Raw genomic sequence first — 15,801 nt, 5'->3', positions numbered from 1 at the left:
GCGGAGCAGCGCGCACGCCCAGGCGGAGCAGCGCGCACGCCCAGGCGGAGCAGCGCGCACGCCCAGGCGGAGCAGCGCGCACGCCCAGGCGGAGCAGCGCGCACGCCCAGGCGGAGCAGGGCGGAACAAGAAGGTGGCGAGCGGTACCGCGTGGGTCGGTCGGTACCGCGTGAGCCGGTCGGTACCGCGGTAGCGAGTCGGTCGGTACCGCGTGAGCCGGTCGGTACCGCGGTAGCGAGTCGGTCGGTACCGCGTGAGTCGGTCGGTACCGGTGGACGCACGAGCGCACACCGTCCAGGAGGACACGGTCCATGGACACGTCCTCGCGGACACGGTCCACGGACACGTCGCGAGGACACGGTCCACGGACACGTTCGCGAGGACGTGTCCATGAACATGTCCCGGTCTCCGGTCCCGGTCTCCGGTCCCGGTCTCCGGTCTCTGTCTCCGGTCTCTGTCTCTCCGGTCTCTGTCTCTCCGGTCTCTGTCTCTCCGGTCCCGGTCTCCGGTCTCTGTCTCTCCGGTCTCTGTCTCTCCGGTCTCCGGTCCCTGTCTCCGGCCCCCGGCCTCACTCGCCCATGCCGGCCCCCGGCCTCACTCGGCCCAGCTCGCCCCCGGCCCCATCTCGCCCCCGGCCTCGTCGCGGCCCCGGCCCCATCTCGCGCCCCCCGGCCTCGTCGCGGGCCCCGGCCTCGTACCGGCCCCCGGCCCGCGTCCCTCCCTCGCCTGACGCTGAGCCCTCGAACGGACGCAATGGAGGCTCTAGACGCGTGTCGTACGCAGCAATTCACTGCACACGTCAAAGCCCATAAGGTGATTCCCGAAAAGGAGCCACCACCCCCACGATTTCAAACTAATTAGCTTGGAGCCGATTGATAAAATTTCGGCGGAGCGATGGCCGCACCTTACCCCTTCCGAAATCACTAATTCATGTGATATAAAACTAGGGGGCCGCAAAGCGGCCCCCTAGTGGAACTAGTTAGAAGTTAGGCTGAATCAGCGATCGCTACGCTCCCGCCAGAGCATGATCAAGATTCTCGCCACGGCCAGGGCCCCCACCCCCGCCAGGATGGGGGCCCAGTCCGTAACCGGCCCCAGCTTGCTCAGAAGCTCCAGCAGGCCAGACGCCATGGCCAGCGTGAGCAGGGCCTCCTGCTCACCATCCCGTGAGTTGGGTTCCTGAGGGTTGGTCGGTGCGGTCGGCAGTGCCAAGTGCCTCTCCTTTGGAGGTATCGGTTCGGGAGTAGCGGCCGATTAACCGGTGTTTCCGCCACACAGAGAATCTCATATGGACGGCCATTCGTGCTACTCGTCGAGGCGCTCGCAAGGGTTCGCGCGCGCTTGAAAAGAACTGACTTCAAGCGTGAGCATCGAGGACCTAGAGCACCCTTACCGAAACGCCACTACCGAAGGTAGTCAGGGCTCCAGAGCTTGTGGTGTGGACCTAAGCGGTAGGTAGGGACGATCGAGCCTTGGGTCACCTGACGCGCCATGGACTGCGCCCCGCCTTGGCGACGCCCACCGTGTTGCCCGTCGATGAGTTCGGGACCAGTAGACCCATCGCGGCGATGGCGCTTTCCAGGCTGCCCAGGGCATCCGTGGCGGCCGTGCTCATCGCCGCGGTGTAGGCCAACACGCTGGCGTGCGACCGGACCTCGGCAGCCATTAGCACTGCCCCGTCAGGTCGGCGACGTACTCGAGGCCACCGGTCTGGTCGGCGCGGGATGGTCCAGCCGTGGCAGGTTACGCCGGCGTCGGTCAGGACGCCGGTGGCCCACTGGCATGCCTGGTCGGTGTCGGCGGCGTCCAAGGCGTCGTGGTCGGCGTGGGGCTTGTCGTCGGCCAGGAGCAGCCAGGGCGTCGTCGACCGGGTCGTGCACCAGCCGCCACTCCCCCACCGGGCCCGTCCCGGCCGCGCGTGGGATTGCCGGCGTGCACCGCGAGGTACGCCGGCCGGCCGGGCAGCAACTGCCCGTCGGTCCAGCCGGTGACCTCGACCCGGTGCCGCTCGGCCAACACCTCGGCCGCCCACACCTGGGCGCCGTTGACGTCGTCGGGGTCGGTGAGGTGTTCCGTGTACGCGGCCGGCTTGTCGACCTCCAGGTCGTAGAACAGCAGCCAGCAGCAAGCGTCCTCAGCGTCGTAGGCCAGCGAACCCGCGCCGGCGTCTCCGCGTCGACCTGGCTGACGGCGGTCTCGCCAGCGTGCGGCTCGATGGCGGCCAGGCGGGCCTGCTCCCACTCGGTCGGGTGTAGCCGGACTCCTCAACGAGGCGGTCCAGCCACTCCTTGTCCCCCTCGGTCCAGGACCGGTCGGTAGCGCGAGCCTGCACCTCGCGGCGGGCGATGCCGAGTGCGTGAGCGGCGTGTACTCAGGTCGGCCAGTCCGCCGACGGACGGCCTCCCACCATTTGAGCGGCCTCGCCTGCAGCATCAGGCCATACTCACGGTCCTACTCGTCGATGTCGTCGCCCTGGGCGTCATCCTGCGGCCACTTCACCGGCTGGGTGTGCAGCAACAGCACCGCGTCCCGTTCGATCGGCCACAGCGGCCAGTCGGGCGGGACCGTCAACCGGATCGGCAGCGCGCGGTTGCCGTACCAGCCGTCGAACGGGTTCGACTCGACCCTCAGGCCGTGCATGTCGGCATAGACCCGCAACGACGCCGGAACCTCGTCCAAGTACGGGTGGGTCAGCAAAAAGGCGCCGCGACCGTCGTGCTGCACCCAAATCTGGGTGTGGTCCATCCCGACTGACCTGCAGGCCGAGAAGGTGCAGCTATCCATGCGGTACAGCCCGTGCACGCATGCCTGCGCCGGGCCGCGGTACAGCAGGACCTGGTGCCGGAACGCCCACTCCCGCGCCCGCTTGACCGTGTCCGCTCCGCCGTAGACCTCGAAGTCGTCGCTGCCCGGGGGTACGAGCGACCATTTGCCGGTTCCGAGCATGGCGCCATCTGCGGTGTGCTGCTTCACCAGAAACCTCCCTCGTCGGCTTCGCCGGCGGAGCCTACTGCATCCCCGGTCGGTGGCCTGTCCCGTTCGCCTAGCGGTCAACCAGGGACGTCCCACATCGATCAAGATCAGCTAGGATTCACTCGTGCGACCTCTCCTTCCTGACCTACGTCGCGGCGAGGAAGTGCTAGTTCGTTTCACCCGGGGTCCGTACCTGGGAGAGGCCCGGCCCACCAAAGTGATTGGCACCTCTAGCTCGACAGCGATGGTGTGGGTGGCACCCGAGACACCGGTCATGCGCAGCAAGGCGAGCGACGGCAGGTCCGGACACCAGATCTCACTGGCAGAGCGCGACAGCCTCAGCTTCGAGGTAGTCCAGGACATCTGGCGTGGACCGGGAATCGTGATGATGCTTCAGGCTCAAACCGCATCGTCTACCTGGTGGTTTTATCAGCCTGATGGCTCCTTCTCGCACTGGTACATCAACCTCCAGACACCCCCAGCGTGGTGGGCAGAAGGTGGGACCGTGGGAGTCGACATTGAGGACCACTGCCTCGACGTAGTGGTCGCCCCTGACCGCAGTTGGCAGCTCAAGGATGACGAGGAGTTCCACGAACGGATCGGGCATCGGCTCTACTGGAACTCCGATCAGGCTCAAGAGATCCGAGCAGAGGCAGACCGAATGATCCGGCTCGCACAGACAGGCGAGTTTCCCTTCGACGGTTCCTGGTGCAGCTTCAGCCCTGACCCCTCCTGGCCAGTTCCGAAGATTCCTACCGGGTGGGACCGCCCACCGATCGCCTACACCGCAGCGAGAGCAGGGTGAGGGTCGTATGAGCTATGCAGAGATCAAGCGATCGCCTGAGCAGGTGGCAACAGACCTGGCTCAGCTCCGGAGCATGAACTGGGCCGAGGTCTGGGCCGGCGATGGCAACTCTCCGACCTCGAAGGACTGGGCTGAGTCGCTGGGTTGGCGCCTCGCTTCCCTCGACCCGGACAACAACCTCACCATCGCTCTCCTCAGCGGCGGATCACTGACACTGTTCCGCCACCAGCACAGCACACGATTCGAGCAAGCTCTCGCCGTCGCGTGGAAGTTGCGCGCCCGCCAAGCCAATGAGAACCGAGCCGTCGTTGAGCAGGCACTCGCGGCGTGGACGAACTACTACCAAGCCGCTGTTCGGGCCCTGGGGTCCCCCGAGCACGAGCCGCGCGCCGACGTCGTCGGCGACACCGGACCTTCGGCCCTCTTCAAACCGACCGGCAGTAGTCGTGCTCTGTTCGAACTGAAGGTCAACCTGGCCTCCAGCATGCTCGATGGCGTACGGCCGGGCAGCGCGTCCATCCGAGTGTTGATCCACCCCGCATGACGTTCTCGAATCGGGCCGCCGTACCCATCACCGGCGAAGTCTGGAACCGCGCGGTAGAGCTTCAACGCGAGCGGGAGGCGCGGAGACCCGATGACGCCGGCATCCGACGTTGCGCTGAACGACTGTACGAGCTCGCCGGCGACAGGGACGTGCTGGAGTACTTGCGCCAACGTGTGGAGGAAATGGACCTCACGTCACCCCCCGGCGGGTCGACCCTGTGGGCCTGGCGAGCCCAACACCCAACCACTGGCGAGTTTGTCGGCAACCGATACCTCGCGCACGCGTGGGCCGAAGCCGTCAACCGCGCGACACCAGGCGACCCCGTCACGGTTATCCACCTGACACCTGGCGGGTCGGAGATGGACCTGCACTGGCTCAATGATCGAAGGACTGTAGCCGCACTGGACCTGGACCCTGACGACGTAAAGGCAATCTGGCAGCGACTCTCGGAGCGCTACGCCGAACACATCAGGGGCGAAACGCTTGTCTTCTCCGACATGGGACACAGCCAGGCAGTCCTGTGCACGACCGAACTCCCTGTCGTACGTCAATCACCCGAGGCCGGGGTCAACAAGATCCGCTTCGTGCACCCGCCGGCACGACATCTGCCCGACCCGGTACGTCGCCTCCTCTACCCGGACGCCATCCGGGCCCGTGTTCAGATAGACGAGCCAAGCCGGCCCCGCCACCTCGACACCGCAGCCCTCCTCACACTGTCGCCACCGATGCAAGCCGCCTACATCAAGCACGTGCTTGATCAGGTCGATCTCGATGACCGGGAGACTGCACGACACCGGTTCAGAGCGGCGGGTACGACCACTCCCCCACCAAGGCGCCCTGCGGCGGAATCAGGAGCCGAGGCAGCCCGCCGAGCCGCCTTGGCATTCCCGGTAAACACCGCAGCGGCTGCGCGCGGAGGAAGTCAGGGAACGCCTTCGTCTCAGCCGTCTGTACGTCGGCCAAGCCCCGACGAAGATCGCGGTCACAGCCGCTGAATCGGCCCTCTCAGGCGCCGCTCATGCGGTCGGCGGCGCGGGCTGAGGTGTGCCAGCTTGCCGGCCAACTCCCGCTCCTGGGCATGGGGTGTGCTGGGCGGTGCACGGTTTCCAGTAGTCGTCGCCCGGGTTTCCGGTGCCCTCCACGACGGTCACCGCGATGCGGGCCGCACCCCGAAGCGTTGACCAGCCGCATCCAGACCGCGCCGCCAGCGGCTTCGGACGCCCGGGCGGTGACGTGCCAATGGGCAGCGAGTCCATGCCTTGGCCCAGCTTGTGCAGCAGCGTGAGTAGGTCCCGCGCGGTCAGAGGCAGCTCGTCGTCGCCGATGGCCGCCCTACCCCTGGCGAGGTTGCGCGTCAACATCGATGGGGTGCTGCAGCGGCCGGCCGGCTTCCGTACTTCAGAGTCTCGGCGGCCAGTAGCCGGACTCGCCTCAAGGCGGTGGGTCGTCGAGATGCCGCACGGTGGCTTCGGCCTCGACTGGGTCCAGGTCACATCAGGGCATGCCACAAACAACGGGCCCAGCGCGTCCGATTAACCGCGGTTAACCGGACGCGCCGGGCCCAGGCTTCTAGCCAGGCCCAGCTCAGCCCTAGCATGGCGGGCATCCGAAGTACCGCGCGGCCACGATCGGCCCCGGGAAGCACACGGAACGGAGCCTGCATGACTCAGGTACATGTCATCGCCAACCAGAAGGGTGGCGTCGGCAAGACCACCCTCGCTGTGAACCTGGGGGCAGTGACCTACGACGTCTTGGTCAATCCCGAGCCGATTCTCCGGTCAACCGCTGAAGCTGTCGGCGACCCAGAGAGCCCGGTGATGGTCGCGTCCACGGACCCCCAAGCGTCGTCCGTATGGTGGTCAAGGCGTGTGGAACAGCAAGGAGGCGGGCTGCCGTTCGACTTCGCACAAGTCGACGACCCCCGCGATCTCCGAAAGCTGCGAAACCTGCACTACGAGCACATCTTCGTCGACACACCAGGTTCGCTGGAGGATGAGCGCATCCTCCAGGCGGCGCTCGACGAGTGCGACGACGTCCTGGTGCCGATGGTGCCAGAGCCGCTCTGCTACGACCCAACGACTCGAACGATCGAGTCCGTCATCGCGCCTCGCGGAATCCCGTACCGGGTGGTCGTCAACAGTTGGGACCCGCGAGACGGGCTACCCGATCTCCAGCAGACCGCCCAGTACATCCGCCGCAAGGGCTGGCCGATGTGCAACACCGTCATCCGGCGGTACAAGCTGCACTCCCGTGCCTCCGCGGAGGGCTTGGTCGTCACGCAGTACCCGAAGAATCGGACCGCCATGGAAGCGCGTGAGGACTTCTTCCGGCTGGCGCTAGAGATGGGCTACGGCGGGGGAGCGATTATCCCCTCCCAGGCCGGCACGCCGAACCTCCAGGAGGTTTGAGGTGGCAGGGAAGCGAGTGAATCTGTCGGACCTCGCAAGCGATCCGGTGCTGCCTGAGGCGCGGGTGCCGGCCTTCGCCGAGTCGGCGCCGCGGACGGCTCGGGTCCAGCAGGTTGCGGCCAACCCGCTGAACACCCGCGACCTCGACACCGACCACGCAAAGATCGAGAGCATCGCCGAGTCGATGCGCACGCACGGGCAGCTCCAGCCATGCGCTGTGGTTGCCCGAGACGCCTTCCTGCGGATCTTTCCAGAGCACGAGGCTGCAATCGGTAAGGCCGCATGGGTTCAGGTCACCGGCGGCAGGCGGCGTGCTGCGGCGCTGCTGGCGAATCAGTCGACGCTGGACATCGTGGTCAAGAACAGCTTGGCCGAGAGTAGAGAAGCGTGGGTTGGCGCCACTGCGGCCGAGAACCTCGACCGCGAGAATCTTGATCCAATCGAGGAGGCCAAGGCAGTTCAGCTACTGGTACGGGAGTGTGGAACGGGCAAGGCGGCAGCCACCCGGCTGTCTCGCACGCCCGCCTGGGTGACTCAACGACTTAACCTGCTCAAGCTGGCACCGGAGGTACAGGCACTGCTGCGGTCGGGAGAGCTTCCCCTCCGAGACGTCCGTGATCTTCACCAGCTTGCTCCCGACGAGCAGCTCGAAGAGTTGCAGCAGCGACAGCAACCATCCGAGCCGCCGGAATTAACCGCGGTTAACCGAGAGCCCAGCGCTGACGGGCCCTCGCCGACACCGAAGGTGCGGAGGTCACCAACGGCGTCCGCCATCAGGCGCCTAGGCGGTACGCCCGACAAGATCGCGGAAGCGCTGAGAGCAGAGATGGCGAGCGAGGATCTACGGGCCCTAGCGAACCTCCTTCTACGCCTGTCAGCAGTTGCGGGCGACCAAGAGCCAGGAGCCACTAGCGCCGCCGAGTAGGTCGGACAACGGCGCCATGACGGGGTAGCCGGCACGACAGATCAAAGCGAGCCGGATCGCGACCAGGACGCCACCACTTCGGCGGTGATGTCCTGGTCGCACTTCTCCTCGGCAATCACGATGGAAATAGCTGATCGCACACCACCTCGGTGCGAACGAGGGAGCTCCAAGGCCTCCGCCGAACGATCACCAGGGCCACACGGCGGCGGCGGCGAAGGCGGGTCGGCTCTGCTCGTCGTACAGCATCTCGAGGCGCTGAAGGGCGCCATCTCATCGAGACCCGTCGGAGAAGGCAGGCCGCAGCACCTCAGCGTCGCCGGCCGGCCTGACCACACGTCCGTCCGCGGCCGCCACCTCCCTGGTCGACGTCGCGCCGGAAGATAGCCCAGCGGGCCACGCGAGTTGTAGTAGAATCGTCCACGAACGCTCTGGGCGCCTTCGGGCCACCAGAGTTCTGGCTTCAAACTTTGGATGGCGTCCCCCGGATTCGGGTGGGCGCCATTCAGTTTTCCACCCTGCCTCCCGCATGCCTGGCGTGCTGGCGGCCTGCCACGCCCTACGCTGTGCCGGCGTGCGGAATCCGGGGCACTGGCCCCCGTCTCTGGAGTGGGATGCGTGTCTGAGGCGACAGCACAGGTACTGCAGCAGCGGTTCTCTGCCGAACGGCTGAGCACCTACCAGGCTGCGGTGGGCGGTGCCCTCGACCAGGCGGTGGCGCTATACGAGTGGAACGCCACGATGAGCGGCGCGTTCTGGATCACGCTGGGCCACGTCGAGGTTCTGGTCCGCAACGCCATGCACCGGCAGTTGACCGACTGGTCCACCCGGACTTACCGAGAGCCGCGCTGGTACCTCGACCCCGGTGGCGTCCTGGACGAGCGCCGCCACCAGCAGATAGACAAAGCACGCGAGCAGGCCACCCGTGACAGGCGGCAGGAAACACCCGGACGGGTCATCGCCGAGCTCACCTTCGGGTTCTGGCCCTTCCTGCTCACCCGCACCTACGACCGATCCCTGTGGCCGCACCTGCGTGGCGCCTGGCCTAGCCAGCGGCTGCGTCGGGATATCCATGGGCCCCTGGCCGACCTGCACGAGCTGCGCAACCGGATCGGCCATCACGAGCCGATCTACAACCGGCCCCTCAAGGAACTGCATACCAAGGCACTGAACCTGGCCTGCTGGACATGTCCTGACACCGGGGCCTGGATCGCCTCGCGATGCCAGGTTCTCGCTGTCCTGCAGACCCGGCCCTGGACCGTACGCGCCCCCCATACGCCCCCGCAGCGGCGGGGCCAGCACCGTCCGGTCCGACGCTGACACGCCGCCTGCGGCGATGTACTGGCAGGGCCGGTGCGGGTGACACTTAGCGCCTGAGTGACAGGCGAGCGCGGCAAGGCAACGCCTCCATCCGGTGGTCAGCCAGGCACCCGTAGGGCCGGCACGCTCCGGATCCGGCCGGTGTCGACGTCGGCCTGGTGGCGGCGCTGGGCGGTACGCAGCTCGTAGGCGCGTTGTCGGCAGGACCCGGCCTGTGGTGGGCTGGACGATGGCGTCGCCGCACCACCCGCACGGCGTCTCGATCTCGCGTTCGGTGACCCCGTCATCGTCCAACGCTAGGCCGACGTTTCGTCACTGACCTTGGGCGCGCACAGCTTGTGCAGGAGGTGTGGCTGATCGGCTGGTCGACATTGGTTGTGCCGTGCGCGGCTCCGGTTACCGGTCGGTACGCGCCTCGCGCGCCGGTCATCCGTGAGCGATCCAGCGTGCTTGGTCGCCTGCGGACGACCGTCCTGGCACGCGGCGGCGTGGTGGGCCGTCCCGAAGGGGCGGCGCGGCGGACGCCGGACACACGACCGCGGCCAGCGCCGCTGAGCGTCCGACACGGCCTCGCTCGACGAAAAGTCAGCCTTTTGTTCCAAGTTGCTCCGGCAGCGCCGGGCCGTCGACAACGTCGACGTCGGGGGGCCGTGGTCGCGTCACTGACGTTGTGCGCGGCCGAGAATGCAAGGGGGTGTGTCCCTCTAAAGAGGCCATGCTGGTGCGACCTGCGAGTGGGAACTGCGGCCACAGTTGATCGCCTGACGACGTGACGGAAGTGCTCGTCGACGCGATCAGTCGAAGACCTGGCTCCACGTGACCCTGAGAGGGTCGGGGTTGCTGTCGACGACGAGCCACCAGTCGTCGTCGTAGGGCACCTCCAGGATCACAGGGGTGACGTCGTAGAAGCCGCCGAAGAACTCGTACTCGTCGCCGTCGAGGTACGCCTGGTACTCGTCGCCGTCCATCAGGCAGACGCGGGCGGTCGAGCCACGAAGCTCCACCTCGAACACGGCGCCGCCCGCGTACGTACCGAGGTTCCAGTAGAGGTGTTTCACACGCTATGTGTAACCGATGGCCACGCGCGGTAGGAAGCCTGCTGGTGGGCAAGCATCCGCGACCTGCGAGCGGCTGCTGGGGGAGAGAGGAGGGAGCCCTCCTTCCAGGAGGCTGTCTGGCTTTCGCGGGCGAGGTTGCGGACCCGTCAAACGGCCGGCGACCTGCACTGTGTGCCAGTTTTCTGGGTTCGTCGGCGGCTGCTCGGGGCGGATCGGACTGAGGGCGACCGAAGCCCCGCGCGAAGGGAGGGTGAGGCCCCGGCAGTCAGATGCTCCCGCCGGCGGACTGGTGTCTGTCAGGGGGCGGGTCGGCTGACATAGCGGCGCTGATCCGACGCAGTGGAGGTGGCCCCACGCGGCTCGGGCGGCCATCTGAGTCGCGTGGAGCACCTGGGCCTACCGGCCCGTCCAGCAGTTGGCCCTGCGGGACGGTCCGGTCGGCGCGCGGCAACTCTTCCGAGGCGCGCGTGATGTCGGCAAGGGTGTGCGGTGATCTCCGACATTCTGCCGACAGGCGGCACTGTCCTGGTCGGCCGCGCTCTCACTCCGGCGAATGGCACGCCGCCGAGGATTCGCACGTCTTACGGGTTCGCGTGTTTACCGGGCCTCCGCCGACCTCTGCGTGTCCCATCTTGTGGACAAATCAGCGGGGCGTCCACGGGCGTGGACGTCTCGTCCAACGTCGTGGACGGCGATGCCGGGGCTGGTGTCGGCGGGGCTGAGCTGGGCGATCCTTCCTGCGGGAGCCGAGGGTGTAAGGACACACAACCAGTGCGCTAATGACCGTCGTTGCGCGCCACAACCTGTTCAGGTACTGCACTCTGTCACCGTCTCCTCGCATCATGTATAGATGGCGGGTGCCCCGCGCTGATCAGGCGGCCAACCGACTCGCGCGGAGCACCCTGACCGACCAGGCAGTCAGCACTGATCGGCACCGGCAACTCTCCCCGGCGTCCCTAATGTCGGGAAAGAGAACCCGGCAGACTCCCGACAACATCGCCGTTGCCGGGCCACCTCTCGTGCATCAAGGACGACTCGCATGAGTACCGCCGCCCGCCGCCCGCCGCCGCGCAACACCCGCCCATACGCCGTCGACGAAGCCACGATCCGGCGTCGGTGCGCCAACCCGGACGCCGCCGAATACACCCTGTACGTGCGCAGCCTCATCGACGACTACCTAGGCATCGGCGGGCAGTCGGCGATCATCCGCAACGCGCGCAAGCGTCGTCTGGACTTCCCAGGCCTGAATCGGCAAAAGCTGTCCGAGCAGCTCAGCCGCTACCGTCTCGGCCCGACGTGGGAAATGACCGAGCTGATCATCGGATGCCTGCCGGACAGCTGCGACATCGCCAGTATCCGGGCTGTCGCGGCGGGTTGGTACGAGTGCGCGCGCGGGCACCGACCTCACGGCTACAACGGCCCGGTCAGCCGTCCGCAGGGCAAACCGGGTCAGGACAACGTGCCCGAGAGCGAGCCGGCCGTGCCGGTCCTGCAACGCAAGCTCGCCCGCTTGCAGGACCGTCTCCGCGACGAGACCGCCCGTCACATCGACAACCTGCGGGCATCGGAGAACAGCCGCAATCACGAGGTGCGACGTGCTAACCAACTCGAAGCGCAGTTCCATCAGACGCGCGACGAGTTGCTGCGGATCAAGGCCATCGCCGCAGAGGTCGCCACGCTGCGAGAGGACTACGCCCGCCAGTGCGCCTACCTGGAGTTCATCGCCGCACCCACCCTGCGCGGCAAGCCCGTAATCGACCTGCCAGAGCCGCCTGTAGCTCGACGCCGGATCCACTTCGGGCTCCTGGTGGCCTCCATCGACCGTCAGGCGCCACCGGCGAGACGGGCCCTGGCCCGTTACCTATGTGCCTACGCCGAGGTCCTCGGCGCGTCTCCTACCGAGCTCGCCAGCCGCGCGGACATCGCCGTCACCGTGACCATGGACATCCTCGCCGGCCGCCTGGTCCCCACCGCCGCCCACGCCACCCGCCTGGCCACCGTGCTGGACTGCGTACCGGAGACCCTGCGGCACCTCAGCGCCGCCGCCAGTAACGCCACCGCCCTCGACGAGTGCTTCTGGAGCATCGCCGGCACCGTCGACCCCGCGACTACTCGGCCTGGCCGCGACGAAGGTGTCGGGTCGGATCCCGACAACCGCTCCACATACCCGCACAACGGCCCGACACCGCCCAGTCCAATCGCCGAACGCTTGCGGCAGCTCGCCGCGATCTACCGCGACGGCCTGATCAGCGACAGCGAGTACGCCGAGCAACGCGAACGCATCCTTGGGGAGTTGTAGGCCACACGGTCTTGCGCGCCGGAACCTTCGCCCTGCCAGCCGGTCGACGTTGATCAGGTCAACCAACTCCGCGTGGCGGAGACATGCTGGGTGCCCGGCCGGCTGCAGCACAGCCGGCCGGGGACCTCAGTGGTCGCCGTTCAGGCCGCTCGATGGCGCCGGTAGAGGAAGGCGAGGCTGGCGGCCTCGGACTCCAGCCAGCTGGCGTATCCCGAGGAGGGCCGCACCCGGGTGTACCCCTGCGGCCGGTCGGCAACCACGCGTCGTCCTGGTCGACGACGTCCCGCCGGATCCGTTCGGTAACTGACCGGTGTCATCGTCTTGGTGTTCGTCGACGAGCTCTCGGCGGCCGGCGCTGGTCCATGACGAGATGACGATCCAGGCTCCACGCGCTGTGCCCGCCTGGTGCTCGTTGACGAGCACCAGGCGGGCACAGCGCGGCCGGACTGTGGCGGCTGTCGACACGTCTTTCAGCAACCGCGTTGGGTCCGGCTCCCTCCGGCGGACGGGTCGTCGCGGCAGTGTTCTGATCAGCTGCTTGGCAGCGACTCGACAGCAAGCAGACCCCGCCATTCCACGACGGGCTTACAAGGGTCGGTGTCGGTGCGCTCAAGGTGCAGCTCCAGCTGCCGAATCGGGGCTGTACTTGTGTATTCGGTTTCGTGTACGTGGTTGTCCTTCGCCAGTATGCCGTGGCCTAGCTCTACGCCGTCGGCGCGCAGGATCCACCGTATCTGGGCATTGCAGCGCTGGTCGACGCCTTGGAGGACGAGGTCCCCCAGGATCGCTCGGCGGGGTGAGAAGGGCGGAATTCTCTGGACCGGCTGCAGGACAGTGGTGAAGGTGGTGGCGTTGTTGTTGAACTCCCACCAGTAGGAATCGGGGCAAGAGCGGCTGCCGCAACTTGTCAACGGCTCGCCCCGTTTGGGCTGGTCACCGGCTTTGTAAGTCATCCCTATGGGAAGCCAGTGATACATCGCCCACCCAACGAGGCAGACAAAAATAACGGCGAGAGCAGCTACGAGAGCCCTAATGGTCCAATTGGAGCCGTTTTCGGAAGAATGTTCAGTTGCGTCTTGGGGTGGGGTGGTGACTGAGGAGTCGTCCGGCACGGCCAACGGTATGGCCACCACGGCGGGCTGGTCGGCGTCTTGGGGTGGGGTGGCTGAGGAGTCGTCCGGCACGGCTCCTTGGTGGTCCAGCCGTTCCCACACCGCTTTGGCCTGCTGCTCGATGGTCGGGAGGCTGCTGGGATCCAATCCAATCTGCTGGGCGTAGGGCCGCATCTCTTTGTCGATGCCAATCCCGTGTTCTTCCGCGTAGCCGCGGATGCCCTTGAGGAGGATCTCGTAGGAGACCCAGTCTTTACGCTTCTTGCCTTGGGCAAGAACTGACAGCGTGTTCCCAGAGATGTTGGCAATATTGCCAATTTCGTTCCAGCTGGGTGTGCCAAGCGAGTGACGCAGCTTCCTCAGGTACTCCGCGAGAGGTTTGGCTGGGGCGTCATCAGGGATGGCATGTTCTTTCTGGCCGGGTCTGGTCATCGCGACGGCCCGTTCTCGGTGGTGACGGCGGCATCCTGGCCTGCGGCAGTGGGCGCGTGGTGGGCCGACGCGGTGTTGATCTGCCCGGCGGCGGCGATGGCCAGGTAGACCACGGCCGGCGCGCTGGAGAACACGACCTCGGCGGGCAGGTCGAAGGCCAACAGGACCACCGGGTAGGCCAGCACCAAAGCGAAGATGACAACGGCCAGCCAGGGACGGCGACCCGTACGGCCGCTGCGGGGATGCGGGGACATGGACATGGGGGCCTCTCCTACCGGAGCAGGGTGGCCACCCGCCCCGGAACGGGGTAGTGCGGCCACAAACGGGTGTAGGCGGTAATGCCCCAAGAGGCTGGCTAGGCCACTTGACAGCGGGGCGTAATCAGATACTGCCACTCGCCCGGATGCCTTGTCGCGCCCCAATCAATCGCGAATAGATTCGGTACTGCCGCTCGACCAACGCGTCAGACGCCGATTTTATCGGCAGCTAAATAAGATGATCGTGGCGATTAGATCACGATTGATCGCAGTTTGCCGGCCAGCCACGTGCTTTACCTGCTTCGATCGCCGCAACGGCCGCGCGATTAATCGGAGAACCGTCACGGTTCTGGTGTATCCGCAGCTCAGAGGGTTGACTGACCTCCTGAACCAGGACATGCTCCAGTCGGGACTGATCGCGCGACCTGGTTGATCTTCTGAAGGGGCCGACGGGTGTAGGCGGCTTCGGAAGGAACTCTTGCTGGCTACAAGAGGGCTACATGGTCGGGGCGCCCCGAAGCGGCGCCCCGACCGAAGACTCGACGCGACCACGGGTAAGGAGGATTCACGCTGAAATTGACGTTAGTACGGCAGCCGCCGTTCGGGGTCATGGCTGGAGTTCGAGGTTGAGGCGGCGGGAACGTGCCTGGCGCGCGTCGGCGTCAGTCTCTGCGGTTCAGGGCCTCGGTGACGGTCTCGATGCCGTGGCGGTCGATCATCTGCTGGAGTTCCTGGGCGGGGGTGGGGCGGCCCCGGCTGTCGGCACGGTCCGCGCCCTGCCCATGCAGGTGCAAGGCGAAGCGGACGGTCTGCTCGTCCGCGCCGTTGCGCAGGGCCCGAGAGATCTCGGTGATCTGCCGTTGCTGCAGGCAAGCGGCCTCCTTACTGAGCTTGGTCCGGCGGGGATCCCTCGGGCCCATGCTGGCCAGCTCGGTCTCGACACGGTTGAGATTCCGGCCAGTGCCGATCGCTCTGTTGATCCAACCCATGCGTCTTTCCTCCTCGGGGTAGGGGTGGCCAGTCGCTCCAGGTGGCGGCGGTGACAGCCCGCAGGGGTTGTTAGCCCTGCGGGCGTTCGGCGGGCTGGCGGTAGGTGTCGTCGAACCAGCGGATGAAGCCCATGGCGCTGCCCCACTGCTCAGAAATCCGCTCGTGGATGGCGCGCTGATCGTGGCCGGGGAGGAACTGTCGGGCTCCGGCGACCACTCCGCCGCACCCACAGCCACAGGTACGCGGCCGATCGAGAGGGTGATTGTCGACGTAGGTGATTGGCACGGCACGTCCCCACCGGCGGCCCGGCGCGGGTCCGGGTCGGGCGGCCTGCCGCGCCAGACACACGTCCAGGGGAGCGGTCACGACGACAGCGACGGCGGGCACCCCGTGCTCGGCGGCGAGCGCGAGCAGCCACGCCCGGTTGGCGACGCTGCTGCTGGTGGCGTCGACAACGGTGGTCAGCCGGCGGGCCAGGCGGGTGTGCAGAATCGCGGTGAGCAGGGTAAGCGCGTCGGCGGTGGCGTCCTGGTCGCACTCGTCGTCGGACACCACGGCGCGTAGCCAGTCGAGGCTGTAGACCTGGTGCGGCCGGTAGTGGGCGGCGGCCCACGAGCAGGTGTTCGGCGCGGGCCTCTGCGGCCTGGGCGCTGGCCGGCGGCGGCCGCCGTGTGGGGGCAC

15 protein-coding genes are annotated in these 15,801 nt (G+C 66.9%); 7 read left to right on the top strand and 8 right to left on the bottom strand.

The window, feature by feature from the left end; all coding sequences use genetic code 11:
- Positions 1 to 996 precede the first annotated feature (996 nt).
- The 3 genes from ABZ809_RS27895 to ABZ809_RS27885 all read right to left on the bottom strand — a co-directional run bounded on the left by ABZ809_RS27895 (position 997) and on the right by ABZ809_RS27885 (position 2,973).
- Positions 997 to 1,212, bottom strand: coding sequence for a hypothetical protein (locus tag ABZ809_RS27895; protein WP_357565580.1), 216 nt, complete (start codon positions 1,210 to 1,212; stop codon positions 997 to 999).
- Positions 1,213 to 1,477: 265 nt separating this feature from the next.
- A complete protein-coding gene (locus tag ABZ809_RS27890; RefSeq protein WP_357565579.1) occupies positions 1,478 to 1,666 on the bottom strand; it encodes a hypothetical protein in 189 nt (62 codons plus the stop codon).
- A gap of 785 nt (positions 1,667 to 2,451) precedes the next feature.
- Positions 2,452 to 2,973 (bottom strand): hypothetical protein, encoded by a 522-nt coding sequence (locus ABZ809_RS27885; RefSeq protein ID WP_357565578.1) that lies wholly within the window; start codon positions 2,971 to 2,973, stop codon positions 2,452 to 2,454.
- A gap of 274 nt (positions 2,974 to 3,247) precedes the next feature.
- Between ABZ809_RS27885 and ABZ809_RS27880 the strand changes: the two genes are divergently transcribed.
- The 6 genes from ABZ809_RS27880 to ABZ809_RS27855 all read left to right on the top strand — a co-directional run bounded on the left by ABZ809_RS27880 (position 3,248) and on the right by ABZ809_RS27855 (position 8,972).
- Positions 3,248 to 3,778 (top strand): DUF402 domain-containing protein, encoded by a 531-nt coding sequence (locus ABZ809_RS27880; RefSeq protein WP_357565577.1) that lies wholly within the window; start codon positions 3,248 to 3,250, stop codon positions 3,776 to 3,778.
- A 7-nt stretch (positions 3,779 to 3,785) separates the two neighbouring features.
- Complete coding sequence (locus ABZ809_RS27875) at positions 3,786 to 4,322, top strand: hypothetical protein (RefSeq protein WP_357565576.1); 537 nt, start codon at positions 3,786 to 3,788, stop codon at positions 4,320 to 4,322.
- Positions 4,319 to 5,317, top strand: a complete 999-nt coding sequence (locus ABZ809_RS27870) for a hypothetical protein (protein WP_357565575.1) — start codon at positions 4,319 to 4,321, stop codon at positions 5,315 to 5,317. Before ABZ809_RS27875 ends, ABZ809_RS27870 begins: the two co-directional genes overlap by 4 nt.
- Before the next feature lie 666 nt (positions 5,318 to 5,983).
- Positions 5,984 to 6,730: a ParA family protein gene (locus ABZ809_RS27865; RefSeq protein ID WP_357565574.1), complete on the top strand. Its 747-nt coding sequence runs from the start codon at positions 5,984 to 5,986 to the stop codon at positions 6,728 to 6,730.
- Between the two features lie 16 nt (positions 6,731 to 6,746).
- Positions 6,747 to 7,655 (top strand): ParB/RepB/Spo0J family partition protein, encoded by a 909-nt coding sequence (locus tag ABZ809_RS27860; RefSeq protein WP_357565573.1) that lies wholly within the window; start codon positions 6,747 to 6,749, stop codon positions 7,653 to 7,655.
- A 615-nt stretch (positions 7,656 to 8,270) separates the two neighbouring features.
- Positions 8,271 to 8,972, top strand: a complete 702-nt coding sequence (locus ABZ809_RS27855; protein WP_357565572.1) for a hypothetical protein — start codon at positions 8,271 to 8,273, stop codon at positions 8,970 to 8,972.
- Between the two features lie 794 nt (positions 8,973 to 9,766).
- Here ABZ809_RS27855 and ABZ809_RS27850 read toward each other — a convergent pair.
- Entirely contained in the window at positions 9,767 to 10,030 is a 264-nt protein-coding gene (locus ABZ809_RS27850) for a DUF1883 domain-containing protein (RefSeq protein ID WP_357565571.1), read from the bottom strand.
- 1,039 nt (positions 10,031 to 11,069) lie between these two features.
- Here ABZ809_RS27850 and ABZ809_RS27845 point away from each other — a divergent pair.
- On the top strand, positions 11,070 to 12,329 hold the full coding sequence (locus ABZ809_RS27845; protein ID WP_357565570.1) for an SHOCT domain-containing protein: 1,260 nt from the start codon (positions 11,070 to 11,072) through the stop codon (positions 12,327 to 12,329).
- Positions 12,330 to 12,859: 530 nt separating this feature from the next.
- On the opposite strand, the gene ABZ809_RS27840 is transcribed toward ABZ809_RS27845, so the two are convergent.
- From ABZ809_RS27840 to ABZ809_RS27825, 4 genes are all read right to left on the bottom strand, one after another.
- Positions 12,860 to 13,873, bottom strand: coding sequence for a hypothetical protein (locus ABZ809_RS27840; RefSeq protein ID WP_357565569.1), 1,014 nt, complete (start codon positions 13,871 to 13,873; stop codon positions 12,860 to 12,862).
- Entirely contained in the window at positions 13,870 to 14,133 is a 264-nt protein-coding gene (locus ABZ809_RS27835) for a hypothetical protein (protein ID WP_357565568.1), read from the bottom strand. Before ABZ809_RS27835 ends, ABZ809_RS27840 begins: the two co-directional genes overlap by 4 nt.
- Before the next feature lie 659 nt (positions 14,134 to 14,792).
- On the bottom strand, positions 14,793 to 15,119 hold the full coding sequence (locus tag ABZ809_RS27830; protein ID WP_357565567.1) for a hypothetical protein: 327 nt from the start codon (positions 15,117 to 15,119) through the stop codon (positions 14,793 to 14,795).
- Between the two features lie 70 nt (positions 15,120 to 15,189).
- Positions 15,190 to 15,801 (bottom strand): AAA family ATPase, encoded by a 612-nt coding sequence (locus ABZ809_RS27825; protein WP_357565566.1) that lies wholly within the window; start codon positions 15,799 to 15,801, stop codon positions 15,190 to 15,192.

This window comes from Micromonospora sp. NPDC047074 (genome assembly GCF_040643815.1).
GTDB lineage: Bacteria > Actinomycetota > Actinomycetes > Mycobacteriales > Micromonosporaceae > Micromonospora.
This window is presented reverse-complemented; position numbering and strand designations above follow the sequence as displayed.

Coding starts and splice junctions, on each gene's coding strand:
- ABZ809_RS27890 (WP_357565579.1), bottom strand. CDS start 1,666: ATGGCTGCCGAGGTCCGGTCGCACGCCAGCGTGTTGGCCTACACCGCG.
- ABZ809_RS27880 (WP_357565577.1), top strand. CDS start 3,248: ATGCGCAGCAAGGCGAGCGACGGCAGGTCCGGACACCAGATCTCACTG.
- ABZ809_RS27875 (WP_357565576.1), top strand. CDS start 3,786: ATGAGCTATGCAGAGATCAAGCGATCGCCTGAGCAGGTGGCAACAGAC.
- ABZ809_RS27870 (WP_357565575.1), top strand. CDS start 4,319: ATGACGTTCTCGAATCGGGCCGCCGTACCCATCACCGGCGAAGTCTGG.
- ABZ809_RS27865 (WP_357565574.1), top strand. CDS start 5,984: ATGACTCAGGTACATGTCATCGCCAACCAGAAGGGTGGCGTCGGCAAG.
- ABZ809_RS27845 (WP_357565570.1), top strand. CDS start 11,070: ATGAGTACCGCCGCCCGCCGCCCGCCGCCGCGCAACACCCGCCCATAC.
- ABZ809_RS27840 (WP_357565569.1), bottom strand. CDS start 13,873: ATGACCAGACCCGGCCAGAAAGAACATGCCATCCCTGATGACGCCCCA.
- ABZ809_RS27835 (WP_357565568.1), bottom strand. CDS start 14,133: ATGTCCATGTCCCCGCATCCCCGCAGCGGCCGTACGGGTCGCCGTCCC.
- ABZ809_RS27830 (WP_357565567.1), bottom strand. CDS start 15,119: ATGGGTTGGATCAACAGAGCGATCGGCACTGGCCGGAATCTCAACCGT.